This window comes from Puia sp., assembly GCF_035546395.1.
Taxonomy (GTDB): Bacteria; Bacteroidota; Bacteroidia; order Chitinophagales; family Chitinophagaceae; genus Puia.
In genome coordinates this window covers 300,653-322,645 of record NZ_DASZXR010000008.1, presented here as the reverse complement: position 1 = coordinate 322,645, position 21,993 = coordinate 300,653, and the positions used below count along the sequence as shown (strand labels likewise).

At 51.4% G+C, this 21,993-nt stretch carries 17 protein-coding genes; 4 read left to right on the top strand and 13 right to left on the bottom strand.

Annotated features, from left to right (window positions below):
- Nucleotides 1–6: 6 nt before the first annotated feature.
- From VHE34_RS09745 to VHE34_RS09695, 11 genes are all read right to left on the bottom strand, one after another.
- A complete protein-coding gene (locus VHE34_RS09745; protein ID WP_325587210.1) occupies nucleotides 7–1,110 on the bottom strand; it encodes a relaxase/mobilization nuclease domain-containing protein in 1,104 nt (367 codons plus the stop codon).
- A complete protein-coding gene (locus VHE34_RS09740; RefSeq protein ID WP_325587208.1) occupies nucleotides 1,074–1,430 on the bottom strand; it encodes a hypothetical protein in 357 nt (118 codons plus the stop codon). Before VHE34_RS09740 ends, VHE34_RS09745 begins: the two co-directional genes overlap by 37 nt.
- Complete coding sequence (traM, locus tag VHE34_RS09735) at nucleotides 1,408–3,051, bottom strand: conjugative transposon protein TraM (RefSeq protein ID WP_325587206.1); 1,644 nt, start codon at nucleotides 3,049–3,051, stop codon at nucleotides 1,408–1,410. Before traM ends, VHE34_RS09740 begins: the two co-directional genes overlap by 23 nt.
- Nucleotides 3,052–3,063: 12 nt before the next feature.
- Complete coding sequence (gene traK / locus VHE34_RS09730) at nucleotides 3,064–3,681, bottom strand: conjugative transposon protein TraK (RefSeq protein ID WP_325587204.1); 618 nt, start codon at nucleotides 3,679–3,681, stop codon at nucleotides 3,064–3,066.
- A gap of 12 nt (nucleotides 3,682–3,693) precedes the next feature.
- The gene (gene traJ, locus VHE34_RS09725) at nucleotides 3,694–4,644 is read right to left on the bottom strand and encodes a conjugative transposon protein TraJ (protein WP_325587202.1); all 951 of its coding nucleotides are present in this window, start codon (nucleotides 4,642–4,644) and stop codon (nucleotides 3,694–3,696) included.
- On the bottom strand, nucleotides 4,628–5,260 hold the full coding sequence (locus VHE34_RS09720; RefSeq protein WP_325587200.1) for a hypothetical protein: 633 nt from the start codon (nucleotides 5,258–5,260) through the stop codon (nucleotides 4,628–4,630). The genes traJ and VHE34_RS09720 overlap by 17 nt, the downstream gene beginning before the upstream one ends.
- 11 nt (nucleotides 5,261–5,271) lie before the next feature.
- Entirely contained in the window at nucleotides 5,272–8,460 is a 3,189-nt protein-coding gene (locus VHE34_RS09715; protein ID WP_325587198.1) for a TraG family conjugative transposon ATPase, read from the bottom strand.
- Nucleotides 8,457–8,786: a DUF4133 domain-containing protein gene (locus VHE34_RS09710; protein WP_325587196.1), complete on the bottom strand. Its 330-nt coding sequence runs from the start codon at nucleotides 8,784–8,786 to the stop codon at nucleotides 8,457–8,459. The genes VHE34_RS09715 and VHE34_RS09710 overlap by 4 nt, the downstream gene beginning before the upstream one ends.
- Before the next feature lie 13 nt (nucleotides 8,787–8,799).
- Nucleotides 8,800–9,129 (bottom strand): DUF4134 domain-containing protein, encoded by a 330-nt coding sequence (locus VHE34_RS09705; RefSeq protein ID WP_325587194.1) that lies wholly within the window; start codon nucleotides 9,127–9,129, stop codon nucleotides 8,800–8,802.
- Nucleotides 9,130–9,332: 203 nt separating this feature from the next.
- Nucleotides 9,333–9,701, bottom strand: coding sequence for an RteC domain-containing protein (locus VHE34_RS09700; RefSeq protein ID WP_325587192.1), 369 nt, complete (start codon nucleotides 9,699–9,701; stop codon nucleotides 9,333–9,335).
- A gap of 196 nt (nucleotides 9,702–9,897) precedes the next feature.
- On the bottom strand, nucleotides 9,898–10,404 hold the full coding sequence (locus VHE34_RS09695; RefSeq protein WP_325587190.1) for a Crp/Fnr family transcriptional regulator: 507 nt from the start codon (nucleotides 10,402–10,404) through the stop codon (nucleotides 9,898–9,900).
- 344 nt (nucleotides 10,405–10,748) lie between these two features.
- Between VHE34_RS09695 and VHE34_RS09690 the strand changes: the two genes are divergently transcribed.
- The gene (locus VHE34_RS09690; RefSeq protein ID WP_325587188.1) at nucleotides 10,749–11,132 is read left to right on the top strand and encodes an AraC family transcriptional regulator; all 384 of its coding nucleotides are present in this window, start codon (nucleotides 10,749–10,751) and stop codon (nucleotides 11,130–11,132) included.
- 1 nt (nucleotide 11,133) lies between these two features.
- Here VHE34_RS09690 and VHE34_RS09685 read toward each other — a convergent pair whose 3' ends face one another.
- Together VHE34_RS09685 and VHE34_RS09680 are read right to left on the bottom strand one after the other, a co-directional pair.
- Nucleotides 11,134–13,569 carry an outer membrane beta-barrel protein gene (locus VHE34_RS09685; RefSeq protein WP_325587186.1) on the bottom strand — a complete coding sequence of 812 codons (2,436 nt, stop codon included), beginning with the start codon at nucleotides 13,567–13,569 and terminating at the stop codon, nucleotides 11,134–11,136.
- A gap of 164 nt (nucleotides 13,570–13,733) precedes the next feature.
- A complete protein-coding gene (locus tag VHE34_RS09680; protein WP_325587184.1) occupies nucleotides 13,734–15,044 on the bottom strand; it encodes a thioredoxin family protein in 1,311 nt (436 codons plus the stop codon).
- 283 nt (nucleotides 15,045–15,327) lie between these two features.
- On the opposite strand from VHE34_RS09680, the gene VHE34_RS09675 reads away from it, so the two are divergent.
- The 3 genes from VHE34_RS09675 to VHE34_RS09665 all read left to right on the top strand — a co-directional run bounded on the left by VHE34_RS09675 (nucleotide 15,328) and on the right by VHE34_RS09665 (nucleotide 21,872).
- The gene (locus VHE34_RS09675) at nucleotides 15,328–17,985 is read left to right on the top strand and encodes an alpha/beta hydrolase family protein (RefSeq protein ID WP_325587182.1); all 2,658 of its coding nucleotides are present in this window, start codon (nucleotides 15,328–15,330) and stop codon (nucleotides 17,983–17,985) included.
- Nucleotides 17,986–18,496: 511 nt separating this feature from the next.
- Nucleotides 18,497–19,081 carry a hypothetical protein gene (locus VHE34_RS09670; RefSeq protein WP_325587178.1) on the top strand — a complete coding sequence of 195 codons (585 nt, stop codon included), beginning with the start codon at nucleotides 18,497–18,499 and terminating at the stop codon, nucleotides 19,079–19,081.
- Nucleotides 19,082–19,205: 124 nt separating this feature from the next.
- On the top strand, nucleotides 19,206–21,872 hold the full coding sequence (locus VHE34_RS09665; protein WP_325587176.1) for a protein kinase domain-containing protein: 2,667 nt from the start codon (nucleotides 19,206–19,208) through the stop codon (nucleotides 21,870–21,872).
- Nucleotides 21,873–21,993 lie beyond the last annotated feature (121 nt).

Sequence of the window (21,993 nt, the reverse complement as noted above, 5' to 3'; positions counted from 1 at the left end):
AAATTTCTAAATTGATAACCGGTTCCGTTGCTGTTGCTGTTGCCGCTGGACTTCTTGCTGCTGCTGATCCGCCTCCTCCGGCGCCAACCGCTTCTGCATCGCGGCAAAAGAATAATTTTCCCCCAACGCCGCCCCCTCGAAGACGGTCTTGTTCGCATTATCCACATACCAAAGTCTCTCTCCACCCTCTTTCGCCGCCCCGGTGACAAGGCTCACCCGCCGTTTCGCCAGCGCCGACCGCAACGCCTCCAGGCTCAACCGCTTCCCCGCCAACGTATAGTCGATGGTCACGGTCAGCGACTCGCGATGCCGCTCGCGCAAGGCCTGGTTCTCCACAAACCGTTTCTCCAGACTGGCCCAGGTAGGCCGGCTGGGAAACCGCCGCGCTGGCAGGTACTCCCTCACCGGCTTTCCGTCATCCCCGAGGGGATGATAATGCAACCCCTGCTTCTCCCAGGTCATCGTATGCGCCTTACCCCGGCTGGCTTCGATCCGGTGCAGCCGGAGCACCGCATTCAGCTCTTCGAGACTCGTATACTTGTACTGCGGAACCACCTCCTCGAGGACGCGGTTGATCACCGGGTACAACACTTGAAGACCCTGGTCCAGGTGCTTCAGCGCCTCGGGAATATCGGCGTATTCCGGCTCCCCATGCGGCAATCCATATTTCGCGGCCAGCCGCTCGGTCACCGCATAGCTTCGCCGCAGCATATATTTCGACACGGGGATGACCTGCCCGTCCCGGTCGATACTCGTTGAGACCAGGTGAAGATGCTCCTGGTGAGCGTCGCGATGCCGGTAGATCAAATAGGGCTGATCCCCCCGGCCCATCTCCTCCATATATTCCCGTGCAACGGCCACCATCGTGGCATTGGAGACGCTGGCCCCTCTGCCAAACTGCAGGCTCGTATGAAACATCTTCTTCCGCACGGCATCGTTATACCCGGCCCGTAGCTCGAAGGGATACAGCTTGTCGGCATAGCTCAGCGTGTCATGGTCCTTCACAAAATTCTCCGCGCCGATACACTCGGCGACCTTCTGTTTCACCTTCGCTTCATGATAGTCCAGCACGGCTACCGGGCTGGGGTTGCGTTTGAGATTGGCATGCATAGATGGACGATTTGTTCGATGGCTTGCTGTATTTGTTGATGGATCCCGATCAGCCGTTGCCGTTCCTCCGCGGACAGATCGCTCCGGCTCCGCACGGCCTCCAGCTCTTTCCGCAACCGCCCGATGACTTCGACGAAAAGGTCGAAGCTGCCGTTCCGCTGAACGATCTCGATGGGCTCCCCAAGGGTCATCTTCCGGGCATAGGTGCCGATCTGGTTATATCCCGTTCGGGCAAAGGCTTTCTTCAACCGGGCAAACTCCTCCGGCGTATACCGCACCCGCAGCTCGGGACGTTGATTATCGACGGGCTTTTGGTTCATCGGGTTTGGCTTTTAGGATGGTTTTCGAAGAAATGATCAACACAAGGGTCCGGCCCCCTCCTTTTTCCCCCACCTCGAGCACCAGTTGCTTGTCCTTTGCGAGGGCGAAAGGCCGAAAACCCACAAAGCTGTGCCCGACCGAATCCCCCCCAACAGCGGTTACCGAAGCCGGGACCCATGGTTCCAGCCCCTGCTCCTGCACCGCCGTTCGCCGGAACACCCGCCGATCCCGCATCGTCCAGCGCATGTACGCAGGAGAATAACCGATCGGCGAATGATTGGCCCACTCCAACCCGAACCAAAGCAAGGAGTCGCGGATACGCACGCTGCGCAACCGCAGCTCCATCCCCTCATTCCGGCAGCGCTCCAGTACGGAACCATCCGCCGGCCAGTCCGGTGGAACCGGGCCGGTCTCCTTATCTGCGGATGCCGGCGTCTCAGCCGCAGATACAAGGCGCATGGCTCCAACAGAATCACCAGTCTCCCCAGTCCCCAAACGCGCCATCCGCCAACCGTCAGCAACCCGCAGATTACGCAGCAACACCTGGTACCCCGCCCTCACGGTCACCCGCACCTCCCGCACCTTCCGCCCGAGGAAGCTCTTTGCCGCCTGGATACCCGCCCCCGCCGCCTGCGCCCCAAGACTCGGATCCAGCGTCAACACGTTCAACGCATTCACACCCTGGTCTGCCGACTGCTTCGCCACTTCCCGGCCCAGCAGTCCCGGGATATGGATGCCCGGCAACCCATCCAGGTCCACCACCTGCCAGTCCGTGGGGTACAGGTTTCGATCCCTCCGCAGGGCGCCGATATGCACCAGCAGGCGGTCCGCATTCAGCGACACCGTCCCATACACCATCTCCCCGGCCGGCGCCACACACCCCGCCACCCGGATCGCGTCGGTGATCCGCAGCGCGATCGTCCCGCCTGCCACCAGCGTCTGATCTTCGGGGACCACGGCCGCGATGCTATTGACCCCGCTGTCCGCGGGCAGTACGGCATCCGCCGGCCGCACGACAGCCGGCGCCACCGCGACAGCGCCTGACGCAGCCTCCTGGGGATGCTGGATACGGATAACCTTATCGAGCATGGCATTCAACCGGTCCAATTGCGGGTCAGGAGTCGGCGCGCCGGCCGCTGCATCCCTCGTCACGGGCGGCACACCTACCCCATCCCTCGATGCCGCCGCCAGGGGCAATCCATCCACTCCTCGCGCGGCATTGGCCGGATGCAACTGCAGCACCGGCTGTTGCAAGGAGCTACGCAGCCCGGCCAGGCGCCGCTCCAGCTGCTCCGCCCGCGGATCGGGAAAAGGCGCCGGCTTCACGACAGGAACCGCAGGCGCCACACTATCCACATGATAAGGGTCCTGCCGCTGATACTGGCCCTTCCGCACCGAATCCTTATCGGCCAGCTCATAGGTCTTTAACTTGTCCTGGAAAGCCTTCCGCCAATCCACGGCGACCGGCGGCAGCTGCATATTCAGTCCCCGGGGGACGGCGCCGCCGGCCGCCCCCTTACCCCCACCCAATACCTGAAAAACAAGACAACAAAAAGGGAATACCACTATCGGCAGGAAAAGCAATCCCCGCCGCCGTTCCTTCGTTAATTTCCATTTCATCGCAATACAATTTTAACGTGATTCAATTTTCAGATCATGATTGTCGAGTATGGCCCACCGTTCGATCAAAAAGCCATGCGGATCATTATCGCTCCGGGCCGTATTCCGCAGCAGCCCCTCGGTCACCAGGTTCCGCGTAACCAGGCTGGTCGGCCGGATGATCTTCTCGGTGGCATAGCACCGGAAAGGAATGGGATAGGCCCGCATATCCAGCACGACACTGTCGATCACCAGTTCCTGGCTGATATTGCCGGCAATGATGCCGTTATAATAGCCGCTCTCCTTCAGCCCCTCATACACCCGCCGCGCCGACCCATCGGCGAGATACAGGGCCTTGCCGAGATGGGCCGTAATAACCTTCTCGTCCGGATCGAGCGTGAAAAAGGCCTCGTGAAAGGTGCGAATATGATCCCGGGCCTCCACGGGGATATTCTCGGCGCGGCTCCCGGCCATCGCCACCAGCGCCTTACCCGATTCGAGGATATAGATGCGGTCCTGGTTTCGGTCGATCGCCCGCAGCGCCTGCCAGACTACAAATCCACACAGCAGCAGACTGCCCGCAATTAGCACCAGCGTAAAAAGCCGGACCTGTTGAAAAGCGGTTTCGAGATTTCGTGTTTTTGGGAACATAGATGATAGATTTTAGGTGAGACTCGTCCGCCACAACCGGGCGCCCATACCCGCGCTGCGGACGATATAATGCGTCACCGACGGGACCGTGAAATACCCCACAATGCCCATCAGCAGGAACACCAGGTAGGCAGCATCGGTGGCGCCAAAGGTCGTCTGGCCCGTCGCGCTCAGCTGGGAAATATCCAGCCGGATCATCTCCTGTTGGATCTGCGCGATCAACGAACCGAAGATATTCGCCACCGGCAGCCAGAGAAAAACATGCAGGTATCGTGACAGCCATTGGGTAAGGCTGTCCTCCAGTCCCCGGTAGACCGAGAAGGCAAAGGCCAGCGGGCCGAGAATCGCCAGGATGACGAGATAAAAGGTCCGCACGGTGTTGATGCACAGCGCCGCCGCCTCATACAACACCTGCAGGATCTCCGACAGCCAGACCTTCACCGAGTTGCGGAGATTGTACGCCGCCCGGCTCATCTCGAACTTCAGCCGGTTACTGACGCCGGAGAACACTCCCGAATCGGCCTCCCCGGACAGCTCTTCCCAGCGCTCCAGGCTGCCGCTGCCGTTGGCATTGACATACATCTGCCAGTCGGTGCTTTGTTTCAATGCCTCCTCCTTCTGCTGCAGCAGCGTCGCCACGCCCTGGTTGGCGTCGCTATACATCGCCGCAGTCCCCGTTACAGTCGGCTGCATTACGCCATTGATAAGGGCGATGACATAGGGCCACAGCGCGATGGCCATCCCGATCGCAAAAGGCCGGTAAAGGGCACCCATTTCCACCGGCTGGGCCCTCGAGATGCGGGTCCAGACATGGGCGGCCACATACCACAGCGTGCCGAAACCGGCTATCGCCGAGCTGGTCCCGATCAGATCGCTGCAATGCACGATCATCGTATTGTACACGTCTTGCAGCGTTCCCTGCAGTCCGCCGATCTGCGCGGCGATATCAATCAGGTAGACCATACAATCGTTTTAAGGTGTTGAGATCCCCGGCTTCTTTCTGTCGTCTCGCCGCCTCGACGGCCAGGGTATTGTTGAATTCCTGCGAGAAAACCAGCTCCGCTTTTAGCCGGGTGTCGATGCGCCCAAGGGTCTGCAGCCGTTCGGCATCCGACATCCGCAGCTCATTGTCGGCGCTCACCATCGCCAGTTCCTCGAGGTCCTGGTTGCAATGGGTCAACAGGGTCGAAAGGGTACCGTTGATATAGTCGAGCTCCGGCCCCGAGAACACCGGATTCGTCGCAACCAGCGCCCCACCGCTTCGGTATCCATTCATGATCCGGGAGGCGTTGTGGACGATCGTGCCCATCCTTGGGTCGCCGCGCACCATCGGGCTCAACACCCATAGCGCATCGAGAAAGGTTTTGTGGAGATGGAAATTGTCCCTGGCGATATCGCGGATCTGGGTAAACCCGTTTTTCAGCTCGTTATATCCCTGAACCAATTCCTGCAGGGTCGACCGCATGGCAGCCAGTTGCTCGCCGTCGATCGCCAGCTGCTCGGTGAGTTCGAGAATGGACTGGCTGCGCGCGTTCAGGCAACCGCAGCCAAGGACCGCGAGAAGGAGTAATTTTAGCATCGTTGATGTTTTTAATGGATTCCGTAAAGTGCCCGGATGGTCTGTACATCCGCCTGGTCCTTTGCCCGCTGCAGACTGACCAGGCGCGCTTGCTGCGTGTACGATCGCAAGGCGGCATAGTCACGGTCGATGGCCGCATCCGTCTCGTCGATCGTCTGCAACCGGCCCGCGTCATCCATCTGCGTCGCATAGCCGGTCACCACCGTCGTGAGCCGTTCGGCATTCTGAATACTCGCGTCGAGGATGCCTTTGCAGACGTCCAGCATCTGCGCCGCCTCGGCGGCGCTGAGATGCGGATCGGCCCGGATGGCGGCTGTCGCCTGCTGATACGCTCTCACCAGCTGCACCTGCCGGTCGATCAGGCTCTTTACCCGGCTATAACCCGTCAGAACGGATTTCACCTGCCACAGTTCATCGTAGTACGCATGGTAGAGATCATCCTGTTGCCGCACCCAGCCGGTGATATCGTCGAGCAGTTCGCCCGCCATGCTGTTCTCGGCTGCCTTTTGCGTATTCTGCAGCCAGAGGGTCGCCGCCTTTAGCCGTTGCAGGCGCAGATCGGCCTCTTCCAATGCCGCCTTGATCGCGTCGTCGATGATATCCAGGATCTGCGCCGAAGCTCTGCGCTGGGGCGCCAGCAGAAAACCGGTGGTGAAGACCAGGGCGAGAAGCCACTTCACGGCGCCGGACCGGATGTCCGCTGCCAGCGCCTGGATGCCTTGGAGGATGCCGCCTTGCTTTTCGGCATATTCTTCCACCCGGACCCGCTCGGAGGGTTCCGTGGTATAGGCCAGGTGTTCTTCAAGGGACACTTCAAGGCGGTAAACCTTTCGCTCCGTGGCGCCCAGCGCAATAAATACTTCCTTGTATTTTTTGTCCGGGTCATTGGCCTTGTTCAGGGAGAGGATCAGGGCCTTGTCGTTTTCGGTCAGCCCTAACAACTCCTGGATTTGATCGAAACGGTTCATGAACTTGCTCTGGTCGAGCAGGATCTTGCAATCGGCATTGTTGATGATGCTGTTCTTCACCACGGGGCTGGACACGATGTCTTCGATATCCTGCGTGACGACGATGGCCTCGCCATAGAATTTACGGACGGTTTTGAACAGGTATTTGATGTACTCGCTCATACCCTCCTTCGCGATGGCCTTCCAGGCTTCTTCCAGCACGATGACCTTCCGGATGCCTTTCAATTTCCGCATCTTGCTGATGAAGAGTTCCATGATGATCAGCGTGGTCACGGGAAAAAGGATGGGATGGTCCTTGATGGAGTCGAGATCGAAGACGATCAGCCGCTGATGGAACAGATCGGCATTCTCCCGGGCGTTCAACAGGTATTGAAATTCGCCGCCTTTATAGTAGGGGCGCAACACATATAACAGGCCCTTGCCGTCAACATCGCTTTCTCTCATCCCGTCTTCCTCCAGTCGCGGCAGGAATTCATCCTGCAGCCATTCATAGAAGCTGTCGAAACAGGGGAAGCACCCCGGGTTCTGCGTCTGCCACCGGAAATATCCGTCCAGCATATTGCTGACGGTGACATATTCTTTCCGGGTAAACCCCTCCTCGGTCTTCTTGAACAGGGTCAGCAGCAGGGCCTTCAGGCTCTCTTTTTTCTCGGTATCCGGCGTCTCTCCTGGCGGGAGAAGAAAGGGGTTGAATTGGATCGGGTCCTTTTCCGTACACTCGAAATACTGGCCGTCCAGCAGCCGGCACAGCGATTTGTAGCTGCCGCCCATATCCAGAACCACGCTATGGGCGCCCTGGGCATGATAGCTGCGCAGCATATGATTCATCTTATACGACTTCCCGCTGCCGCTCGGGCTAAGGATAAATTTATTCCGATTGGCCGTCTTTCCTTTGCGCATCGGTTCGTCCGAAAGATCGACATTGACCGGCACCCCGGTAAATCGGTCTCCCAGCCGGATCCCCGTGGGCGCGCTGGCGTCCGGGTTGCTGGATTCGGGGAGGAACCAGCACAAGGCCGGATTCAGAAAGCTGGCGAAGGTCTCGTTCATCGGCAGGTCGCCGGCATTGCCCGGTATTCCTGCCCACCAGATCTGCGGCGCACCCTCGGTCTCCAGGTGCGGTGTCGCACCCGTGCGCCCGATAGCCGTGCTCAACCGGTTGCTCACGGACGTCACCGCCGTTGGGTCCTCGCTCCACGCCATTACGTTGACATGCACCCGCACCGGTACCTGTCCGGGTTGAGCCGCCTGGTTCAGGTAGGCTTCCGTCTCCGCGGCCGTGACCCCGTTCTCCCGGCTGGCGCCGGCCAGGCTCTTCAGCCGGCGGAGCCGGGTCTCCAGCTTCTTCAGCTCCGGCCTCGGATCGTCTTTGACGATAAAGAGATTGTACACATGGTCGATATCCAGCAGCGGTCCCAGATGGGTGGCAAATCCCACCGGCAGCTCGGTCACCGGGGTGCTGTACGGCTCGTAGCGGCAGCTGGGCGCGCATTGTGCCGGGAGGTTCCCGGCATCCGCCAGGGTATACAGGATCACCTGCTTCCTTCCGACGCGGATATTCCCGTTGTGAATCGCAATATCTGTCAGCGTCGGCTGGAGATGCTCCGGGTCCAGGGTCATATATTGTTCGATGATCCCGGTGGTATCCGGTCCGCCGGCCAACTCCTCGCCCGCCAGTTGCCGGACCTTGACCAGTCCGGTAGATTCGAGGATATCGGCCAGCTGCCGGCAGCTGGCAAGAAACGCTTCCTGCGTGCATTTATCCAGCAATTCCCCGGGCACCAGCGTCGGCCGGACCAGCGTGGACAACGCCGAGGTGGAGGGTCGCCCTCTTTCGGCTCTCCGTGCGACGGCGAGGAAACTCCGGTGACGCTGATGCTTCCGTCCCTCGAATTTCCGGTCCGAGGCAGCCGTCAGGAAATGGTTATCGGCGGTGGTCGTCAACAGGTGGTTATCCGCAGCGGTAGTCGACCCCTTGTCCCGGTAAGCCGGAGGTAGTTCATAGCGGACTCCGGTGAACCACTCCTGAAAATGAACGGTCACGCCATCGGAAAAGCACCCGATGCCTTTCGCCAGCGCTTCGTGGAGAAGACCCATCTCGGATTGAAAAAGCGTGAAGATGGGCGATTTGAATAGTTCGAAAATAATGGACACATCGCCTTTTCGGCTGACGATGCAGTCCTGGTCGATCTCCCGGAAGGGGAGGATCTGTTCCAGTTGGACAGTTTTCATGACTCTCTTTTAAAAAGGTTTAAATAAACTTGCCGGCTGCCGGCCCGGATGACCCGTGGCAGGGCTCTGGCGGCAAGATGTTTCATCCATCCATGGACGCCGAACCGCCGACTCAGCCACACCGTCATTACTAACGCGGTTCCTCCAGCTCCAAAGGCTATGAGGATACAAAGCCATGGCGGAACACCACAACAGTAGAGAAGGACGAAGAGAAGGAGATCGGCGATCAGCGCCGCGGCGGCGACCAGGATGTAGGATCCTTTGAGACCCTTGAATTCCATCGGGCGCCCGATGGCCCGATAATTGGGATAGACACTCGTTGTCATATCACATGGCTTGTTAAAGACCGAAGAAGGATTTGATGACCGTGGCTACTATGACCAGGAAGACACAGCTGCCAAACCAGCCGGCGGCGGCCTTATAGGCCTCCTGCTGATGTCCTGCATTCCAGTGCCGGAACACCTGCACCGCCCCCACCAACGCCAACACCGCTCCAATGGCATACATCAGCTGGCACCCGGTGTCATAATATCCCCGGATCATCGTGTTGGCCTGGCTGATGCCCTGGTTACCGTCCTGTGCCCGGGCGACAGTCCCACCGGCAATGGCAACCAACAGCAGCGGCGCCCTCTTCCGCAACCAGTCAAAGAGTCTGTCTCGGTAAAACAAGATCAGTAAAATTGCATAGTAAAGGACCGTCAACAGAAGAATCGCTGTCAGGAATCGGCCCCAGGAAATAAAAAACAACATTTGCGATCGATTTTTTCGGTGAAAAAATGTTTACGATGCAAATGTTGTTTATTTGGCGGGCGCGGTTTCAATACTAAGGAACTCACTGAGGAAATCCGGCTCGCACGCGCTTGAAACACAATCTACTTCCAACCCGGTCGGTCGTCAGCGAGTTTCTCCAGATGAGCCTGCAACTGTCGTGTCGCCGTCGTTAACCACGCCACGGGGTTCTTCCGGCTCTTCAGCCCCTGCACCCCGCCCTCCCAATTGTTGATCGGTTTATGGAAGGTCATCTCGAGCAGAGACTGGATAAATTCCTGTGTCGCCGGCTCTCCATTTACCCGGACGCACCTCGACCTCCAAAGCGCCATCCCGATCTCGATCAGATCGATCTCACTCCCCGCAAAACTGATCTCGACACTTTCCTCTCCCTCGGACAGCCCTTGTTCGGCCCTGTGCAGCTCCCTGCGCAGCAAAGCGATGTACATCTTGTTCTCCGCACTGTTCTTCATTTCATCCGCATTTTACATTAAAAAAAAGGTTCGCAACCAGCCGGAGCACAAAAAACGGGGTCCGGCCTTGCGCAGCCGGTACCCCGTACCTGCATTCGCCAACGCCAAACATCACACTTCTTACGCTCACACTATTGGTTACTTGCAAAACAAAAATAATCGAACTCGATGAAAAACGAGAATGACAAAAATCACTTTATTTGCTCCGTCGCCTGTTTTTCCGGGTAGGCCGGCTGAGAGTCTCCCGCTCCACCCCCATCCAGGACGCCAGGAATTTCTTAGCCACCCGTTGGAACAGCTCCGGATATTTTTCATTTGCCAGGCGCAGTCTGTCTTCGGCCCGGCGCTTGCGGATCAGTCGCGCATGATCATGAAACAAGGTCAGGTACTTGATGAAAAGCAAAAGGGCCAGGAAACAAAACGAGGGATAACTGTTGCAGAGCTGAAAGAACTCGTCCCGTTCGATGTAGTAAAGTTCGCCATCTTCGAACGCCTCCAGGCAGTCTTCGCTGGGCGTCTCCGAATAGAAGCTGCCGACGGACACCACCGTGTCGTTTTCCATGAAAAAGCCCGCCGACACCGGCTTTCCATCCACATCATAATAACAATGCAATAGACCCTTCTTGATAAAATACAGCCGTTGGCTGATCTCGCCGGGGCGAAGAAGAACATCGCCCTTACGCACCTCATGGCGCTTAGCCATTTTCCGGATTGCGGCAAGACACTCGGCTGGCTGGGGAAAAACAGAACAGAGAAACTGCAGCATTTCTTCCATAAAGCGGGATTAGTGATTAAGTACAAGCAAATTATGAGAAGGCTTTTAATCTTCCAACAAACTGCAGCAGACTCGCAGCGCGCTTCGCCTAACCATCTGCTTTTGTTACTTTTTTGCTATCACTTGCGGTTTTTTTAGCCCCAAACCGCAAAGCCGCTTCACTCTCGTCCTTTAGTAAACGCTTTTCTGCTTTTGGTAGCCCACGAATTTTTGCTGCGCGTCAGGCAAGGATCGTATATTAGTTGTCGGACATTCTTTAAACCTTATCATTTATGCAACGCAAAAAGAAAATTGCGGGCTACGAGCAACCCATTTCCCGCACAAAACTCTACGACGTTCCCGCCATCGAACTGGCCAAATCCCTCATTGAAAAAGATCCGGTAGCCCACATCCACATCCCCATGCTCGCTGACCGGGCCGGCATCAACGAGTTCAAACTAAAAGTAGGTTTCCGCGAGCTCTTTCAAACCAGCCCCTATCAGTACCGTCTGCGACTTTGCCTTGAGAAAGCGAAGGCTCTCCTCGAAGAAACAGATGACACCATCGACCAGATCGCCTCCAAGGTCGGATTCGACACTTACAACGGCTTCAGCACGGCCTTTAAAAAGGCGTTCAGCATTGCGCCAACCGAGTATCGAAACCGGCAATCAGCCTGAGCTATTTTTTATTCAATTTTTTTTCGAAATGGTACATGACACTCAACATCCAATACCGCCCGAGAATATTCGAGGCGGTTTGGGTGTTGGTGTTCCCTTTATTTATCCTTGTGATTCCGGCATTTTGATCCAGCACATTATTAACCAGGAACTTTATTCTCAAATCATCATGCAACAGGTTTCGGCTCAAATAAGCATTCCAGAGCACTGTGGATGTATTACTCGAAAATTCGTTCGCCCTCTCTTGCCAAATGACAGTTGCACTGCTCCCTATTTCATAGTGAGGAATAACGAACAACCTAACCGAAGCCCCGTGTGATTGTGTCCAATAATGCATTGTAACAGAAGCATTTACAGAATTCCTGGAGTCGAGGTACTTAATATCGGCATTCAATTGAATACTGTATTTGTTCGAAACGTATTTTGTGGCACTTACGCCACCGCTCGCGGAAATCACCGTGCTTCGATTTAAGGTCGCGTCGACATAATTAATCGATCTATTATAACTGTTAGTACTACGAAAACCCCACTCTATTCCGCCCATTGCATGATTAATAAACAAATTGGCTCCAAGCGTACGTCCACCTTTTACGTTGACAGGCTGACTAACCTGTCGTCCCGAGCTATCGGTTACCGTCTTAGTGCTTATACTATTGCTGTTGAATCCAAAGACAAATGCAGTATAAACCATCCATGGCCTGAGCAATCGAAAGTTTACGATAAGGGATTGGTTTATAGAGGGCCGTAGGTTGGGATTTCCTATCGTCAACCGCAAAGGGTCGTTATTGTTTTTCAATGACGCTAATTCGGAAACGGAAGGCTGTAGCGTCCTCGCTTCGTAGTTAATCCGCATATCCAGAGCCTTCCTTATTAAATAATCAATCAGCACCCTCGGAACCACGTAAAAGTTCCGCAGTGGTAAAACTGACCCTTCACCCCTAAGCTTTTGAGCGGAGTAATGGTACAGCCACGAAGTGCCGACCGAATACTTAAGGCCTTTAAGTTTGCCCTGGATCGAAATATCAGCTTGTTGACTGAGAGTATGGACTTTCAAGTCATTGGTCAAACTATCTACCAACTGTGTATATTTCCCACCGGCTCGATTGTACGAGGCCTGAATCGGATTACTATATCCATCAGTCAACTCATAGATAAACCCGAGATCAATGACATGAAAAACAGGCTGCGTATACGTGAGCTCGAATTGATCACTAAAGTTGTGTGCAGCAACGACCTTTCGCTGGTCTAAAGTATCCAAATTCGTGTTTACTGTCCCTCTTTCAAGAAACCGGTTCATCGAATAGATGTACCCGGAAGCCTTGTTATCGTCCTTGGAAATTCTTGCACTGAACGATAAGATTCTGCTCTTCAACCTTCCCAGTTCCAATCGCCACGAAAGATTGCCTCCTATGCCGTCAGTATTAACTTGATCGATTACATTTCTTAGGCTACTATTTAATAACGTATCATTGAGTCGCGTTTCCGAAACCGCCTGCAATTGATTTCGGGATCGGCCAAATAAGGATTGAAGACTCATTTGCAACGCTGATCGTGGACTGATATTTCTTTCGAAAACTACTTCTCCGCTTTGCTGCTCCTCTTTGTTTATAGATTGGCTCTTTTGTTGCTGGCTGTATATTCCCGTAGATAGCACTTGAACCATCTCCGTTTTTGTTATGGGATTCGTCCAAAGATTTCCAAACTGATAGTTTGTCATTAGATGGCTACAATCATCCCATTGATTGCTATAATGCAAACTTGCTCCACTGAATCTTGGAATTCCCGTCCCGGCAGACGCCCCGATCGGATCGCCGATATCCGATGTAAAACTGTACGTAGCCTGCGTTTCTCCGCCCCCTTCAAAATTTATTACTCCAGTATTCCCTGAAAGAGCAATCGCCGCGAATTGCTCCTTCCTTCGAAACCCTGCCACAACTCCGCCTGCCGTATAATTACCCTCTGCACTACTACTAATTTCCGTCCGTCCGGAATATCCGTTTTTCGCACTCTCTTTCAGAACGAGGTTGATCGTCTTTATTCGCGTTCCGTCATCCACGCCGGAAAACCTAGAACGATCGCTTCTTCGATCTAAAATCTGCACACGTGCAATCTTATCGGCATCAAAATTTTGGGCCACCAATCCAGGACCACCTTGAAAGATGTCTTCCCCGCCCACAAGGAGATGCTCGATCTTTTCACCATTGTATGTTATTGTCCCGTCGATTTCGATACGTAGACCAGGCAAACGTCGAAGTAGATCCTGAACAACAGCGTTACGACGCATCCGAACTTGCTCAACATTGAATTCAATCGTATCACCCTTCAACTGCGGACGCTTGGCAGCGGTCACAACGGCCGCCTTCAGGCTATCGAATTTGATAGGTATAGAGTCCTTTATACCTTTACCGAAAATATCCTTCTGCCCAAAGGTTCCCAAGGATATCAAAATAAAATAGATTGGTAGGAATATAGATTTAATACTTGTCAATATAATGAAATAAAGACAAGTAATTTATCTCAATTCACCGCAGGAAAAATGCAGATTGAATCATTCCCTTTATGAAACAACTTCATCCCTTTCAAGAACAGCAATCAACAATCTCACCAGGTAGGTTTTCCTTCTTTCATTGCTTCTAGGGCAACCTTCGTTCTGTTATCGAAGGGATTAATCATGGCAGCCTTGTTTTCCAATGAAATCGCTTCCTCCCCTCTTCCTAACCGATATAAAAGATTAGCCTTGGTATCCATAAAATTCGATGCATGCTTTGTAGAATCTTCGACTACATCAACGACAAGAGTAATCCAACTTAGCGCCCTCTCTAATTTATTGACATCTTTACTCCGAAGAAAAACTCCATATGCGTAAGTATTGATCAATTCCCGGTTATCGGAATTTTTCACATCCTTCATCTCCTTCCAATTATCCAGTCTATCGAGTAACGCGTTGCAAAACTGTTCCCAGTCGCCCCTATATTGATACCAATCGATTTTCCCATGCAGAACAGCATCCATGTGCATGTCGCCAAATTCCCCGACAATATCTTTACTCAATTGATGCCAATCGGGGACCTCGCCGGTCTCTTTGGCTCTCTCAATCACAGGCATGATTTTATCCTGATAAATTACCTGATCGACAACCCTTTCAGAAAAACCCTTACGTCTGTAAATGGAATCTGCCTGTCGGGAATGTTGTATAAGCCACAGCACGATCCGATCATCTGTACGCAATTGGCTGACATACCTTAAAACGGAGTCTAACCGGTGTTTCACATAAAATCCCGAGTCCGGCATATTATTGATATATCCGCGGATATAGTCTCTTATTAGCGACACGAATAGTTTTTCGTCGCCATTCTGGTTCGCCAACTCCGCCAAGTAAGCCATCTTGTTGTAGCTTAGTTCCCCAGCCCTGTACTCCTTTATCAGGGTATAGTATTGCAGGGCGGGCTTCATGGCCGAACGGGCAAGACCGATAAATTCTTCCGGCGCATAATATCCGATACCTTTATGAACCAATTCACCATCGGGAGAAAAGAACAAATACGTTGGATATGCGTTGATCCCATACTCGTTTACGATCTGATGCGCATCCGCGTACCTGGCCTTGACATTTACACCGTCGCCTTTTGACGTATCGCATTGAATTTTAATGGACAAAAAGTATTGATTGATAAAAGTACCTACTCGCTCGTCTGGATAAGTCTCGTTATCCATCGTTCTGCAGGGTGCACACCATGACGCATAACAATCAATAAAAAGGTATTTTCGTTCCCTTTTCGCCATGTCCCTTACTTCCGACCAGCTGAGGTTTTCCAAAAATCTCACTCCCCCGCTCCTGCTGATGTTTGCTTCGGCACGCGTTGCGGATACAATGGTGAGGCCAAATAGCAATAACCCAAAAATTCTTAACATTTCAGCTTTTATCAAATCAACGAATGACCACAGGCTTTAACCCTCCAAAATGTCGCTTTATGCAAATAATTAACAACCAATTTGGTATATTGCACATTAGTGCTTTCAGACATTCATTCGCCCAGCACGCAGCCAGCTATTCCACGGCCTTCATTGGTTAGATTCAATGATTCCTCGTGATAGGGCTCAATAAGACTGAACTGTCGCTGCACCTCCGCCACTAATCTTGCTAAACGTCGCGAACGATCTGTGGCCGCATCATCTCATAAAACTTCCAAAGGCAATGTTATTCGCCAAAAAACTACTCTCGCTTTGCATTTTCCTGCTTCTGATCCTCCATTTAGGTGCACAGAAATTACTAGTGGACTCTAGCGCATACGGCACATGGCCCCGCCTTGGTATTCGCGCAATAAGCAATAACGGCAAATTCCTCTTCTACACTATACACGACCCGGTCGGAAATCACGACCGCCTCTGTTTACAAGCAACCGACGGCAGATGGAAAAGAGAATACATCGACGTTTTATCGCCCAATTTTACCCAAAACAGCGAGAAATTGATCTTCCAACAACACGATACCCTTTTTTTCGTGAATTTGGGAGCAGATTCCGCAGAATATTTTCCAAATATTCTTGGACCCTATCAATATCTCCCTAGAGGGAGAAACTCTGGGCTTATACTCTACAGAACGAAGCAGGCTCCAAATCAGCTGGCGATAAAAGAATACCCTGGTGGCCAGGAAAAGCTAGTTCCTGCCCCGGAGAGTTACTGGAATGAACCATCAAATGGAGGAATAGCATTTTTGACAAAAGACACCGGAACAAGTGGCGCAATTTACCATTTGAAGTACATTAATGTAAACGATAATGTCGCGCTCGACATCTACAACGGTGACAACGTCGAAAACGTTGAATTCAGTCGCGACGCCTCCATTTTAATGTTCCTGACCCGGGATTCCGCAAATGAAAAATCCCTTTGGTACTGTCGATTGGGTAAAAACCCCACTAAACTAGCGACCGATCGGTCCGTTACTACCGACTTCTCCCTGAAGCTGGGTGAAATTCTCTCTATAGATGAGGAAACTAATCGCGCTATTCTTACCCTCGAAACTAATGTACAAGTTACCCCCCTTCCGCCCGGCGTCGACATTTGGAATTACAATGACCCCAGTCTTCAATCGCGGCAGCTGTATGAACTACGCCAGGCTCGAGGTCGTCACTTATATAAAGCAAGCATAAATCTTGTAGACCATCGCATACTTCAAATCGAGAATAAAAACCAATCGGTACTGGATCTGTTTGTTTCGCAACCACTCCACAACTGGGTCTTACTCCATCAAACGGGAGATGGCGACTACTATTCCGAATGGAATTGGAATAAAAAAGCGACCGCTTCAATCTATCTCTTATCACTTCAGAATGGAGGCAAAAAGCTTCTCGCGACAAATGTCGCACCAAGCGCATTCTTTACTTTATCCCCGGATGAAAAATACGTTTTGTTCTACGACGCGGAAAAATCATCTTACTGCTCCTACGAAATATCCACCGGCATTATCAGAAACTTGACTGCCGCCATACATGATAAATGGACTAACCCATCTGTCGAGGACCAGCCAAATCGTAAATATGTCCCAATTGGAATTGGAGGCTTTTCAAAAGAGAACGACTTTGCATATCTCCACGCGCAATATGACGTATACCAGGTGGATTTAACCGGCAAAGCCGCGCCTGTCGCGCTTACCGGCAGCTATGGTCAGGCGCACCATATCGTATTCAGAATGGACCCCCGATACGGTGATTACCCTTTCTCTCGATCCGTTGTTCTTCATGCGTTGAATACCGACAACAAAGACCAGGGATTTTACCGGGTCTTCTTTGACAAACCGGGAAAGTTGGATTCACTAACCATGCAATCGGCATCGGTCGTGTTTGAAAAAGCCCGTGATTCGCAAACCTTTCTTTTTTCCTCTGAAGATGCAAGCAGATCTCCTGACGTCTTCTCGTCGAATGATCTGCGACATTTTACCCGCGTCACAGATCTTCACCCGGAAGCTAAGTACAATTGGCTCACATCCGAGCTCATAAAATGGAGGCTGCCGGACGGAAATTCCTGCCAGGGCATCCTTTATAAGCCGGAAAATTTCAATCCGACTAATCGCTACCCTATTATCTTCCATTATTACGAACGATCGTCGGATCGGCTGCACACTTTTATGGAGCCTGAGCTTAGTGGCGCTGACATCAATATTCCTTTATACGTCAGTAACGGATATCTCGTATTTGTGCCTGACATTTTCTACAAAATCGGCGAACCAGGCCGGTCTGCATTCGACTGTATAGTATCGGCTGCAAAGTTCCTCTCAAATCGGAAGTATATTGATTCGCATAGGATGGGTTTGCAGGGCACTAGTTTTGGCGGATTCGAGACTCTGTACGTAATCGCTCATACAAATATTTTTTCCGCTGCAATGTCCTCATCCGGTATGAGCGATTTCATCAGCCTATACGGCAGCATTATCGGAGACGGAAGCAGCCGTCAGAGGCAATACGAGCTTTACAGGGATCGAATGGGCGCAACGCTCTGGCAAATTCCATCGCAATACGCTGAAAATTCGCCGGTCTTACGTGCCGACAAGATCACCACACCATTGTTATTGATGGCGAACAAAAATGACGGAGACGTTCCCTTCCAACAAGGGATCGAGTTATTCACCGCACTCCGGCGATTAGGTAAGAAAGCCTGGATGCTGCAATATGATAATGGAGGTCATGGACTTGTGTCACTGAACAGTAAACGTGATTTTACCCTAAGAGTGCTGCAATTTTTTAACCATTACTTGAAATACGATCTCCCCCCCAAATGGATGACCCGTGGAGTTCCCGCCGCCCTTAAGGGCACTGATTCCGGCCTGGAATTGGACGCCAGTGGAGCTACTCCTTAGGGGAGAACGGAAAAACACCCATCCATTTCGCTTATATATTAGTCCAATTCAAATGTATCGCATGGGTTATTTTTGATGAGATTACCAATTACTGGCGATAGCCATTTGTCGCTATGGCCTAAAAGCAATCTCACCGTTATGACAAGGTTAAAATTCTTGCCCGCGATGATCGCGGGCTGTCTGGCAGTCGCCTCTATTGCATTCGCAAAAGCCAATCAGAAGAGTTTTACGGCCGGAATTTGTACCAGAAGTGGCAACGGGCACCGGTGTACTATCCTAACTGCCAATGTAAACGCTGCATACGGTATTATAGCATTTACAGGCCATAAAGCAAAGTGCTCCACCAGCCCAACAGCCCATATCCAACTCGCAGGCAAAATTTGTGGACAAGCCTTTATACATGGTCTGCAGACTAATGGATAGTCAATGTAAGCGCACTCTCCCCCGACTACTTCGTCTCGCAACCCCGCCTCCTTGGGTCTAAACATCGCACAGGCAAAATAAGCTTCCCATGAGCCAATATACGCTCCATTCTTTCCAATCCGCCACTGAAAAAACGGAACAACTCTTCGACTGGATATTCATGACAATCCAACCTTTTCTGAAGGGTCGAATACTGGAAACAGACAGTGGCCAAGGATATTTTTCATCAAAATTATCAGCCGACGGATACACCATTCAATTGAATGCCATATCCGAACCCAATCGGGAAGAATTGCAAGCGAGATTTAAAAATGCTGCAATGGTCCGTGGAGTTCACAAAATCAATTTTCAAACCTCCAAAATGGAATTGAAATACGTCGGCTTCAAGGACCAATTTGCTACAGTTCTGGCAATTTGCGAAATACCGGGCTTCCATTCCTTCCATACGGAGATGCCGGTAAAAGCCCTACGGTTCCTACAATCCGAAGGTCATCTCATTATTGTCGGCAAATCTACAATTGAACTTTTTCCGAATTCACAGGCCGATATCGCAGAGCTGAAAAGATATCATCGGGCCGACCTCAAACGCCTCTTTATCGGTTGTGACATTCTCAAAGTCGAATACTTTGACTACGACGGATTGTTTTTTCTGGCAGTCGGAAAAAAACATTAACAGGCAGGCATAAACTCACGGTCGACTACAATCCACTTTACTCATATTTTCATACTATTCTAAAACATTACAAAGAGTAATTTAGACGTCGGTATCCAGGCAGTTACTACTTTATTTTATCCTTATGCATAAGGCCCAATTAAATATCATATCACCGCCGCCGGCGACTGGCAATTCAACAGCATCACTACTCATCCATGAAACCGAAGATTTCGCCGAACTCCTGGCATCGATGGATCTGCAATATAACGGCACTCAGTACTACTGGGAAGTAGGCCAACCATCTAAAACGCAAGGATGGATCATCCATTTATCCGTAATCAAAATCCAGGTACTACAACTATTAAAAATTGTGATACCAGAACTAGTCGGTGAAAAGGTGCCCTTTAAGGTCGCACGGAACAGAACCATCGCCGAAAAATTACTAAACGGCAATTATGGAGCACAAAATCTAGGTAAAATAGTCGCTATATTTCCCGATTCCGACCAACAGGCTGTCTCTCTTGCTACAACCCTGATTCGCCTAACCGCCATTTTCAAAGGCCCTTCCATTCCTACCGACTTCTGCCTTGAAAATATTGTTCATACTCGCTACGGCTCCTTTTCTCCGGTGTGGATAAACGATGAAAAAGGAAAACCTGTAAAGCACATCTACAACGCCAAAAACGAACTAATTCCGGATATATATCATATTCCTTTTACTTTCCCTACCCAAGTCGATTGGCCATTCGCTCGAATAAGCGAACCGGTATTGCCAATCAGGCATAAGCTACTCAATGGAAAATACTATCCGATAGATATAATTAAAACCGATTACAGGGGGACCGTACAAAAAGCGATTTATTTCAAGCGACTGTGGAATATAAAGGCGTGTGTGTTAAAAGAAGCCCGGAAAAACATGATTTCCGACGATACAGGCCGCGACCATTCCCACAGGCTGCAATGGCAGTTCCAGCTATGCAGGCGATTGGCGGATACTATACCTGTGCCAAGGGTCTTTGATACCTTTACAGAGCACGGAGACACTTATCTAGCGATAGAATTCGTGAAGGGCATGTCTGTGGCAGACTGGTTGACCAAAATATATCGAGATCGCGTCTGGTTTGAACTTCCATCCAGACAACAAGTTGACATACTGCGCGTTCTTCTTAAAGTCATTGATATTGTTGACCACCTTCACAAAAATGGCCTGATTCACAGAGACATTTCGCCCGGCAATTTCATCGTCACCAATCGTGAAAGGGTCATACCGATCGATCTGGAATTGGCGTGGTCGTACCAGTCCAAGGCCCCATCCCCCCCCTTTCAACTCGGAACGCCAGGATATATGTCACCTCAGCAAGCCGGGGGCGAAATACCCACATTGCAAGACGACGTTTACTCTCTGGGTGGACTTGTTGTAAAAATGTGTACTAAGTTAAATCCGACGAAACTGCCGACAGCGGACCCCACCCATCTGAGGTCTTCCTTGAAGTTTTTTACCCGCGACGACCGACTCGCTGATGTGGCAACTTCCTGCCTTCAGTTGGACGCTGCAAAACGACCCGATCTACGTTCTTTAAAAACATCGATGTCAGCCATTATCAGGAAAATAGAAACAGGCCCTGAACCACAAACCCCGCCATCGGAAGGTCCGATCGATGAGCCCTTACTCAAATCAACTATCCAATCGGCATTGAATTGCCTTGCCAGTCCCAAAATGCTAAGTAAAAAAGGCCGATGGGTGTCCTTTCAAAAAGAGTTTGCAGACTCCGACATCGAAGAACTTGATTATTCACTGGGTTGGCATACCGGCATGGCGGGCCCACTTTGGCTGCTTGCTGTAGCGAAGGCGGAAGGATTTGACCTAGCTTTCTGTATGGACGCGTATTACGAAAGCTGGAGCTATATTTATACACACTATTTTAAAAGCCCTCAATCAAGAAATCCCTCGTTATACTATGGCGGAGCGGGTATCTCACTCGCGCTCACAGAGGGGCTAAACAGCGGTCTGTTATCATCTGATTCGGAAACCCTATCACGGTTGAAATCCTGCTTCGCCGTAACGCCGGCAGAACCTACTCTATCCACCGGCTGGGCCGGCCAGGGGCTGGCAGCATTAGTTGCGGCAAAATGGTTGGATAACAGCTTCACTAACGAAATACTGGAAACCAACGTAAAATCTCTGGTCGATGCCCAGCAACACAACGGATCCTGGCATATCCAGGCATCGGGGCTTGATAACGGGACAGCGGGCATCCTTTCGTTTCTTATCACATATGTGGAGCAAACATCGGATCACCAATTAGAAACAGTACTTATCAACGGGCTCGGCTCGTTGATCAGCGACAAATCAAGCAACCGCTTATTGAGTCGAATTCAAAAAAAATCCGCAGCTCGCTGGCGAAATAGCCAGTCGATGATTGACCTGACCATGATTATGATAAGATCCTATGAGGTACTTGGCGATATCCGCTATAAGCAGATGGCCGAAAAATATCTACTCGTTATTCCTTCGCGCCCCGTCGACCCCAATTTCAGCTTAGACGACGGGCTGACCAAAATCGGCACTCTATGGTTGCTTGCGTATCGGGTCTTCAAAGACCCCCACTATCTAGCGAAAGCCACATGGATTGCTAAATTATTAATACACACCATTATTCAAACAGATGACAATGCCGGATTTTGGATGGTCTCCGGTAACCCAAATGTCACAGCCGACCTTTATACGGGCAACTCGGGTATAATCTATTATCTCATGAGATATTGGCAATCTTTACAAAACACTTACATGAAGAATATCTTCCCGTAATATATCAAAATATTGTGCACAATCAGGACATGCCGAAAACCTGTAAAAGAGTAGGCGTTATCTTAATCATTAAAACCTTTGTTGCTTTTGGTCCTAAAGCAATCGTAATGTTATGAAAAGA

Excerpts from the sequence above, each read along its gene's own strand:
- VHE34_RS09745 (WP_325587210.1), bottom strand. The coding sequence starts at position 1,110 with ATGCATGCCAATCTCAAACGCAACCCCAGCCCGGTAGCCGTGCTGGAC.
- VHE34_RS09740 (WP_325587208.1), bottom strand. The coding sequence starts at position 1,430 with ATGAACCAAAAGCCCGTCGATAATCAACGTCCCGAGCTGCGGGTGCGG.
- traM (WP_325587206.1), bottom strand. The coding sequence starts at position 3,051 with ATGAAATGGAAATTAACGAAGGAACGGCGGCGGGGATTGCTTTTCCTG.
- traK (WP_325587204.1), bottom strand. The coding sequence starts at position 3,681 with ATGTTCCCAAAAACACGAAATCTCGAAACCGCTTTTCAACAGGTCCGG.
- traJ (WP_325587202.1), bottom strand. The coding sequence starts at position 4,644 with ATGGTCTACCTGATTGATATCGCCGCGCAGATCGGCGGACTGCAGGGA.
- VHE34_RS09720 (WP_325587200.1), bottom strand. The coding sequence starts at position 5,260 with ATGCTAAAATTACTCCTTCTCGCGGTCCTTGGCTGCGGTTGCCTGAAC.
- VHE34_RS09715 (WP_325587198.1), bottom strand. The coding sequence starts at position 8,460 with ATGAAAACTGTCCAACTGGAACAGATCCTCCCCTTCCGGGAGATCGAC.
- VHE34_RS09710 (WP_325587196.1), bottom strand. The coding sequence starts at position 8,786 with ATGACAACGAGTGTCTATCCCAATTATCGGGCCATCGGGCGCCCGATG.
- VHE34_RS09700 (WP_325587192.1), bottom strand. The coding sequence starts at position 9,701 with ATGAAGAACAGTGCGGAGAACAAGATGTACATCGCTTTGCTGCGCAGG.
- VHE34_RS09695 (WP_325587190.1), bottom strand. The coding sequence starts at position 10,404 with ATGGCTAAGCGCCATGAGGTGCGTAAGGGCGATGTTCTTCTTCGCCCC.
- VHE34_RS09690 (WP_325587188.1), top strand. The coding sequence starts at position 10,749 with ATGCAACGCAAAAAGAAAATTGCGGGCTACGAGCAACCCATTTCCCGC.
- VHE34_RS09680 (WP_325587184.1), bottom strand. The coding sequence starts at position 15,044 with ATGTTAAGAATTTTTGGGTTATTGCTATTTGGCCTCACCATTGTATCC.
- VHE34_RS09675 (WP_325587182.1), top strand. The coding sequence starts at position 15,328 with ATGTTATTCGCCAAAAAACTACTCTCGCTTTGCATTTTCCTGCTTCTG.
- VHE34_RS09670 (WP_325587178.1), top strand. The coding sequence starts at position 18,497 with ATGAGCCAATATACGCTCCATTCTTTCCAATCCGCCACTGAAAAAACG.
- VHE34_RS09665 (WP_325587176.1), top strand. The coding sequence starts at position 19,206 with ATGCATAAGGCCCAATTAAATATCATATCACCGCCGCCGGCGACTGGC.